Origin of the sequence: Fodinibius roseus (genome assembly GCF_900129315.1) — a bacterium.
Classification (GTDB): Bacteria; Bacteroidota; Rhodothermia; order Balneolales; family Balneolaceae; genus Fodinibius; species Fodinibius roseus.
Map to the genome: position 1 here is coordinate 142,498 of NZ_FQUS01000012.1, position 7,678 is coordinate 150,175.

Below are 7,678 nucleotides of genomic sequence, written 5' to 3' on the forward strand. Positions count from 1 at the left end.
GAGTTTTGCCTTTTTATATGTTCATGGGGATGACACTCAGGCGAAGAACCCTCAGCTGACCCTTCGGAAGGTCACTTTATGGTCTCCCGACATATCGGGAAATTACACGGGGACCGATGAGTTCATGAGTACTTTTTTAGTCATTCAAAAAAGTACTGTAATCATTGAGAATCGAATTTTATATTATCTGGTTACCTCTTTCTGCTAAATAAATTTTGTAAACCCATGGCATTTTTGAGCTGGGATGAAAATCATCCCGAACCCACGGAATACAACGACTACTACGGCGGGTATATCAGCCTCGTAACGGAGCCTAACGTTATCCAAATGCTTATTCAGCAGGGACAAAAGGTCCATACCTACCTCCAGCGGCTGTCCCCCGAACAGGCCGATTACCGGTATGCGGAAGGCAAGTGGAGCGTCAGAGAGATGATCGGTCACCTGATTGATACCGAACGCATCATGGCATACCGCGCGCTCAGTATTGCACGGGGCGAACGACAGTCCCTGCCGGGCTACGACCAGGATGCCTACGTGGAGCACGCCGGGTTTGGCGACCGTAGCCTCAAAAGCCTGTCTACGGAATACGATGCCCAGCGGAACGCCAATGTCAGCCTCTTCAACAGCTTTTCAGACGAACAGACCCGGCGCACCGGCACGGCCAACGATGCTGCTCTCTCCGTCCGCGCGGTGGTGCATATCATAGCAGGACACGAGCGGCATCATCTGAACATACTCCGGGAGAAGTACGGAATTGAAACCGGTTCAGTTTGATACCTGTCGGTGGGCGCTTATTATAAATAACGATTAAAAAATAGAAATTCCCCGGGACCTTTTCCCCCTTAAATCATCTTATATCCGGCTTACAGCTTGTCATATTCTTCGGGTTCTACATCCGGAACTTCTCTCATTATTTCTTCGAATGCCTTTTGACTTCCTCTCTCAGCACGCTCCTTCAGGTAGTCTACCGTCAGCAAAGCAGACATTTTCTCAGAAACAGCCAGAGTGATAAACTGATTCATGGAAACGCCTTCTTGTTCAGCGAGTTCTTTCAATTTCTTATGCAGGGAATCGGGTAATCTAACACTTAAGGTACTCATGGCAACTCATTACTGATCTGGATTTACTGTAATACGTTTTTTCCTATTACTCATATGCGATAGAACGGAGGTCTTTAGCGTCTAACTTTCCTTTGAGCTTGAAAGAACGAATATAAGGTTTTTTCTTTTTTTCTTTGGTCAGAGAGGAAAGATACAGGTATACCTTTTCCAATTCAGTTTCAGAAAGTTGATCAATTTCTTTTTTTATTTTCTCCCTTGTAATCATACTATAAGAAATTTAAACTTTTAGCTACTTATAATCTACTTTACCAGTAGTAATTATCATAACGATGAATAACCTCCGTCTTTTGTCTAATAACCTCGCAATTAAGGGGCACTGATCGCCGCTGCTGAATTTAGACAATCAGATGAAAAAGATTGGTTAAATAGTTACTACTATTTTAGGTCGTCTGGCAACAAACGAGCCCCATGAATTACACTAAGTATTTCAATAGTCTCATCTTTCAACAAATAGATGATGCGATACGGATGATGAAAAACTTCTCGAATATTGTCTCGTTCATATTCCGGAACCATGCGACCTTTTCGGGGATGAGATAAAATACTTTCTACTTCTTCAATTATTTGTCCAACTGTACGATGGGCATATAAAGATGAATCGGAAGCGATATATTCAAAAATTTGGTTGAGTTGTTTTTCTGCCTTCTCTGTCCATATGATTCTCATTCAGCCAGCTTGTATTTTTTCTTAACATCTTCATGTGAAACAGTTCGGCCAGCTTCGGAATCTTTTAGACCTTGCTCAATAGATTGGCGCACATAAATTTTATACATCAAATCATCCCAATTAGCGTCGTCAGGCAAATCATCGAGCATATTTTCAACTTCTTTTTTTAAAACAGCTTTTTCCATAGTTCTGTATTTTTAAGTTAGGCTCTTTCTGTAAAAGTTGTGCATCTATCCATATTTTCATGCTGCAATGACAGGATGATTAATTTTGCTGCTGGCATATTTCAGAGCAGCTTCGATATCTTCTTTTTCTAAATCAGGTAACTCCTCCAAAACTTGATCCTGGGTCAGTCCAGTAGCCAGTAAATCGAGTATGTCAATAACGCGAATTCTCATCCCACGAATGCAAGGACGTCCACCACACTGATCTGGATTTACTGTAATACGTTTTTTCCTATTACTCATAGCTTTGTAGAATTAATTGATAATTACAAGAATAAACATACAGAAAAATCGTAACATATCACATATACAACTATCATTAAACTTTCCAATTCAACACCAATTTTGTATAATCAAATTATGGAAACAATAAAAGTGGACATATTAAATCCTAAAGTCAGAAAACTGCTTAAAGATCTGGCTGATTTAGATCTGATTGCTATCCGAAAATATGACAAGAGTGATTTTTCTGAAATCTTGAAAAAACTTCGAGCCAAATCTGTAACTGCACCAAGTCCGGATGAGATTGCAAGTGAAGTTGAAGCTGTCCGCTCCTGACGAACATCTTTACTGATATTACTCGCTGCTGAGTTTAAATCAGATAAACTTGCATCTTCACCATTGGGGCTATACTATAAGGGGGAATACATAAAAAAAATCGACAAAATCCGCTGCTTCCTGCTGAGCCTCGGGAGGAAGTTTTTCTATTTGTTTTATGAGTTCTTTTTTAACCATAGATTTAAATGTAATTAAACTTTGTCAGACCTGAAAATGATTTGACGTGGAAGGAATATAACGACCTCGTATATTAGATGTGCAGGAAAGATAGGTTGTATTATCGGGAAGATCTATCTAATTACAAATAACTAACATATTAGGGGTGAGAGACAATTAACGACCAAACAACCCTTGTTCTTTAGCATAGAATCTTGCAAATAAAGGACCCGAGATTCTTTTTTGATCTTTTCGATCATCGAGGCGGCATTGGCCCGGAATTCCGAAAGAGGCTGAATATCTTTATCAAGCTGAACGCGTTTCATCAGATGATAAATTGTTTTATTTAATGACTTATATATAGTACTGAATGACGTACTATATAGCAACAGATTGTGTAAGCAGAATCTGCTCGACCACCTCCCGGGGTTCGGCGATCTCATCGATGGTCGCCAGATGCTGATGCTCCAGCCAGTTCCAGATCTGCAGCGAACGATCTTCCAGCCTCTCAAGCGTCGTAACGCCCATCTCCTCAAGAGCGGCGGCATTACAGGCCTGCTCGTACTGGTGACGGATGGGCACCACCAGCAGCTTTTTGCCCAGGTACATCGCTTCGGCGCAGGTCTCGAAGCCCGCACTGCAGATGACCCCGCGGCAGCTGGCAAAGCTGTCTAAAAACGGCTGATGGCTTACCGGGTGGACAATGCAGTTCCCTTCCTCAAACGTCTGCGGGCAGAAGGGCGAAAAGATATGCCAGTTCATATGAGAAAAGGGCGCGAACAGCTGCTGCAGCAGCTTGTGATGATAGGCGGGCAGGTAAACCGTAATGTGATTCCAGCGGCTGACCTGAAGCTCGCGGACGGACGAACGGATGATCGGCGGGCGGATAAAATCGTCATACGGCTTAAAATGAAAGCCGATGGCGCGGTCGGCGGGAGCAAAGTGCCGCAGAACGATCTCCGCCGTGCGGGATCGCTTCAGGGGACGCGGGGAGCGGGGGGACAGAAAAGCGGCCTGGTGACTGAGGGCCACCGAGGGCGTGGGCTCAAACCGGGCCGACCAGGCCGATACGGGTTCATAATCACTGACCACCAGGTCGTACTCGGCGATCGAAACAGACTGCACATCCGTCAAAAACCGAATGGGACGCAGGTCCCGCAGCGTCCCCAGCAACGAGACGCCCCCGCTGCTGTCATAGGAGAGGCTGATGCCGCGTTTGCGGTACGTAACGGGATCATCCAGCCCCAGCGCACTATTGTGTCCGCTGACCATCACATCCACCGAGGCATGTCTGCCCAGCTCGGGAAGCAGTTCCCTGGCCCGGCTCAGATGCCCGTGGCCGGTCCCCTGTATACCATATAGTATCTTCATCGCTATCGTTATGTTTACCGTTCCTTTTCCTCTGCCTCTACCTTTACCTCTATCCTATGACGGCCGTTTCCTTCATCTTGTGCCGGATCGGAAGGACTGGGCGCTCACTTTTGTCGATATGCGTATCCTCCTCGTAGCGGTACATCGACCACTCCTGTCCGTTGTATTCGAGGGCCGTAAGATTTTCAATCCAGTCGCCGGAATTCATGTAGATGACCGAGCCCTCCTCATTTTCATAACCGCGTATCTTCGGCTGGTGGATGTGTCCGCAGATCACATAGTCGTAGTGGTTCTGGATGGCCAGGTCCATCGCCGCCACTTCAAAATCGTCGATGAAACGGACCGCCTTTTTAACGCTGTCCTTAATCTGACGGGAGAGCGAAATTTTGTCCCGCCCCATCTTTTTCAACAAATAATTCACCACCCGGTTCAGCAGGATGATCAGATCATACCCTTTGCCGCCTATTTTCGCCACCCATTTGGTATGCTTCATGGTGATATCAAAGATATCGCCGTGGAAAATCCAGCATTTTTCCCCGTTCAGGTCCAGCACCAGCTTATCCTTCACGAACAAAGGTCCCAGCTGCAGGCTTGAGATCTTGCGGATCACCTCATCATGGTTTCCGGTCAGATAATAGATGTCCGTCCCGTTCGCCAGCATGCTCAGGAAGCACTTGACCACCTCCATATGGGTTTTCGGCCAGTAATACTTCTTGAAATTCCAGATATCGAAAATATCACCGTTCAGGATAAGTTTCTCCGGCTCGATCGACTGGAGATACTGGGCCAGCTCCACGGCATGGCATCCGATGGTGCCGAGGTGAAGATCAGAGAGCACCACAATGTCGACGGCTCTTTTTCTCATGGCATATCGTTTTGGTTAGGTCGCAATAAACCCAACCTATGTTACCATGAAATAGCCTCACCATTAATCTTTCTTGATGCCTGTGTTAAGGAATAGTAACTACCTCCCCACCGCCTCCCGGAGCCGCCGCACGTCCCCCCGGTAGGGTGAACCCTCAAAAATCTCCTCGTGCTCGGCCAGTACCGTTCGGACGCTATCCCAGTGAGCCCCTCTATATCCCCCAGCATACGGCGCCGCATACGCCGACCCACCCGGTTGTCCCGATGCCCCGGAAACCGGCACCGGGCGGCGAATCCCAACCCCCTGCCGGGCCGGGAGCTCTGCCGGATCGCCCGGGGAGGCCAGCAGCCGCTCCAGCTGCAGATCCGCGATCCACTGCAGGGTTTTAGCGTCACCGATATACGCCTCGATCGCCCGGTAGTGGATATGCGGGGCCAGCTCCGAATCGCGATGCTCGAGCGCCAGCGAGCGCAGCCGGCTCGCCTTCGAAGACCCCGGCGCTCCATCCCCCCCGCTCTCAACCGCCTGAAGCTGGTCCCGCAGCCCCTGCAGGCGGTCCCCTCTCCCGGCCGTCACCGCAGCGCCAGCGCCCTGTTCCCGGTTTCCCCTTACCAGCTGCGCAAATTCCGAACCGGGATACTCACGGGCAATACGGTCGCCCCAGTAGCGCAGGCTGTCGGAGGGGCCCGTCGTGCTATAGGTCTCATAGAGGGCATACATGGCGCGGGGACGAAGATCCGGGTTTGCCTTCTCCCGGACAATTGCGTGATAATACACGCGGGCGCTGTCCGGCTGATCCAGGTCCAAAAACAGCAGGTTGCCCAGCCGGTACTGGTCCGCCGCCCGCTCCTCCCTCAGCCGGGCCCGCTCCGCTTCGGTGCGCGGGATCGCCTCCCTGTTGATACCGATATCCCCCTCCCTGTCCGGGGACGGGGCTCCCGTTTCATTATTCTTGTTCTCCTCCAAATCCATGTCCATTTCCATCTCCTTTTCCCGATCCCTGTCCCTATCCGCCGAATTATCCCCCGCAAGGGCGCCCGCCGGATCCTCCTCATTCGGCTGTGCCCCACCGCCGGCCGCGCCAATCGCCTCCCGGCGCCGCCAGTTATCCGTCAGCGGACGCTCGCCCCACAGCACCCGGAACTCGGCTTTCGCCCGCTCCATCAGATTCGGGTTTCGATGATTCAGGAAGCCGTAGATCCCGGAACGGTTGGTGGTGTCCGTACCGGCCGCATCCGTCAGCGCCGGCTGATTCATCAGACGATCCCCCTGTCCCGCTCCCTCTTCCTCTTCTTGCCGCTGCCGGAGCAGCTGTTCCCTCCGGTTCGCCCGCACCCGCTCCAGGAGCGAATCCAGCGCTGCCCGCGGAAGCGAACCCAGCCGCAGCAGGCTGTCCGCCCGCTCAATCGACTGCTTCAGGCCGGTATACCGCCCAAACGCCTCCGCCAACACGGCAGCCTCTTCATCCTCCGGATTCTCCGCCTGCCCGCGCAGCGCCGCCGAGCTGTCGAAATAGGCCGCCGCCATCGCGTAGTTTTGATGATGATCGCTCTGTATCCTCCCCAGCCGGTAATGAATATCCGCCTGCAGGCTCCGCAAATCGGTGGGCGGGTCCCCATACAGCAGCGAACGGTAAAGACCTTCCGCCTCCCCGGTTTCCCCCTGCATTTCCAGCGTACGGGCCATCTCAAACGTCAGCCGTTCCCGCCGGTCCACATACTTGTCATTTTGCTGCATCCGCCGGTAGATCGCAAGCGCGACGCCCAGGTTATCCTGCTCCCGGGAGACCTCCGCCTGTTTCAGGCGGGACCAGTAGTCATATTCAAAACCCACAAAATGAGACGGCACCTGCGAATAGGCATAATACGCCTCCCCCGGGCGGTTCTGCCGCTCCAGCAGCTGTCCATACAAAAAGAACGCGCGTCCCCGCAGCCGCCGGTCCGAAACATTCGAAAGCGCCGCGGACAGGAATCCCGAGGCCTCCTCCCAGTTTCCCAGCATCGCGTGGTGCTCCCCGGCCAGGATCTGCAGCTCCCCTTTCTCATCCTCCGGCCATTCCGTCGGGTACTGGCCAAGCATCTCCCCGAGGTAGGCGATCCCTTCGCTGTGAACCCCCAGATCCAGCATCGCCCTTCCCTTCCAAATCATCGCCTGCCGGTAGGTCTCCGGGGACGGGTCCGCATCTTCCACCTGCTCCAACCGTTTTATCGCCGCGGCGTAATCCTGCAGATAATAATACGACTTGCCCATCAGCAGCAGCGCATCATCGAGCCAGACTGACGTGTTATGGCGACGCAATATCCGGCTGCTCTTTACGATCGCCTGCTCAAACGACTCCTTTCCGGCGGGTGAAGGCGGCGGATGCACCCGCACCGGCGAGTCCGGGTTCAGCGAGCGGGGCTGCTGACGGACCGCCTTTTCTCCCTCCTTAAAATACTCTTTGGCATTGTAGTGGGTGTTATAATAGGCCCGGAAATTATTCCACCCGCTTTTCAGGGTCTTCCCGCAACCCGCCAGCAGCACAGCGGACAACAACGTCACAGTAAGTACAAACCTCCTGCTCATAGCGGCGGGTGTTGATGTTTTGGATTGGGTTGTGTGTCGGACCGATCACGAAAACTGAAACCGTCCTCAATAATTTTAACGGTTTTTACGCTCTATTGCAGATAAATTTTAGGGAGAGGTAATCGTTGAGTCACAGAGATTATTATATACAG

At 51.1% G+C, this 7,678-nt stretch carries 11 protein-coding genes; 2 read left to right on the forward strand and 9 right to left on the reverse strand.

What is annotated here, in order from left to right; all coding sequences use genetic code 11:
• The first annotated feature begins 225 nt into the window (after positions 1-225).
• Positions 226-774, forward strand: a complete 549-nt coding sequence (locus BUB16_RS12330; protein ID WP_073064619.1) for a DinB family protein — start codon at positions 226-228, stop codon at positions 772-774.
• Between the two features lie 89 nt (positions 775-863).
• Here BUB16_RS12330 and BUB16_RS12335 read toward each other — a convergent pair whose 3' ends face one another.
• The 5 genes from BUB16_RS12335 to BUB16_RS12355 all read right to left on the reverse strand — a co-directional run bounded on the left by BUB16_RS12335 (position 864) and on the right by BUB16_RS12355 (position 2,254).
• Positions 864-1,100 (reverse strand): YlcI/YnfO family protein, encoded by a 237-nt coding sequence (locus BUB16_RS12335; protein ID WP_073064622.1) that lies wholly within the window; start codon positions 1,098-1,100, stop codon positions 864-866.
• A gap of 46 nt (positions 1,101-1,146) precedes the next feature.
• On the reverse strand, positions 1,147-1,326 hold the full coding sequence (locus BUB16_RS12340) for a hypothetical protein (protein ID WP_073064625.1): 180 nt from the start codon (positions 1,324-1,326) through the stop codon (positions 1,147-1,149).
• Between the two features lie 170 nt (positions 1,327-1,496).
• A complete protein-coding gene (locus tag BUB16_RS12345) occupies positions 1,497-1,787 on the reverse strand; it encodes a type II toxin-antitoxin system RelE/ParE family toxin (RefSeq protein WP_073064629.1) in 291 nt (96 codons plus the stop codon).
• Positions 1,784-1,972: a hypothetical protein gene (locus tag BUB16_RS12350; RefSeq protein ID WP_073064632.1), complete on the reverse strand. Its 189-nt coding sequence runs from the start codon at positions 1,970-1,972 to the stop codon at positions 1,784-1,786. Before BUB16_RS12350 ends, BUB16_RS12345 begins: the two co-directional genes overlap by 4 nt.
• A 57-nt stretch (positions 1,973-2,029) precedes the next feature.
• Positions 2,030-2,254 carry a DUF433 domain-containing protein gene (locus BUB16_RS12355; protein WP_073064635.1) on the reverse strand — a complete coding sequence of 75 codons (225 nt, stop codon included), beginning with the start codon at positions 2,252-2,254 and terminating at the stop codon, positions 2,030-2,032.
• Between the two features lie 117 nt (positions 2,255-2,371).
• Here BUB16_RS12355 and BUB16_RS12360 point away from each other — a divergent pair, with 117 nt between their 5' ends.
• Complete coding sequence (locus BUB16_RS12360) at positions 2,372-2,569, forward strand: hypothetical protein (RefSeq protein WP_073064638.1); 198 nt, start codon at positions 2,372-2,374, stop codon at positions 2,567-2,569.
• Positions 2,570-2,638: 69 nt separating this feature from the next.
• On the opposite strand, the gene BUB16_RS21935 is transcribed toward BUB16_RS12360, so the two are convergent.
• The 4 genes from BUB16_RS21935 to porW form a co-directional block, all read right to left on the reverse strand.
• Positions 2,639-2,746 (reverse strand): DUF2281 domain-containing protein, encoded by a 108-nt coding sequence (locus tag BUB16_RS21935; protein WP_244545692.1) that lies wholly within the window; start codon positions 2,744-2,746, stop codon positions 2,639-2,641.
• A 357-nt stretch (positions 2,747-3,103) separates the two neighbouring features.
• On the reverse strand, positions 3,104-4,096 hold the full coding sequence (locus BUB16_RS12365; protein ID WP_073064641.1) for a glycosyltransferase family protein: 993 nt from the start codon (positions 4,094-4,096) through the stop codon (positions 3,104-3,106).
• Between the two features lie 49 nt (positions 4,097-4,145).
• Complete coding sequence (locus BUB16_RS12370) at positions 4,146-4,961, reverse strand: UDP-2,3-diacylglucosamine diphosphatase (RefSeq protein ID WP_073064643.1); 816 nt, start codon at positions 4,959-4,961, stop codon at positions 4,146-4,148.
• Between the two features lie 99 nt (positions 4,962-5,060).
• Positions 5,061-7,526 (reverse strand): type IX secretion system periplasmic lipoprotein PorW/SprE, encoded by a 2,466-nt coding sequence (gene porW / locus BUB16_RS12375; protein WP_084088244.1) that lies wholly within the window; start codon positions 7,524-7,526, stop codon positions 5,061-5,063.
• Positions 7,527-7,678 lie beyond the last annotated feature (152 nt).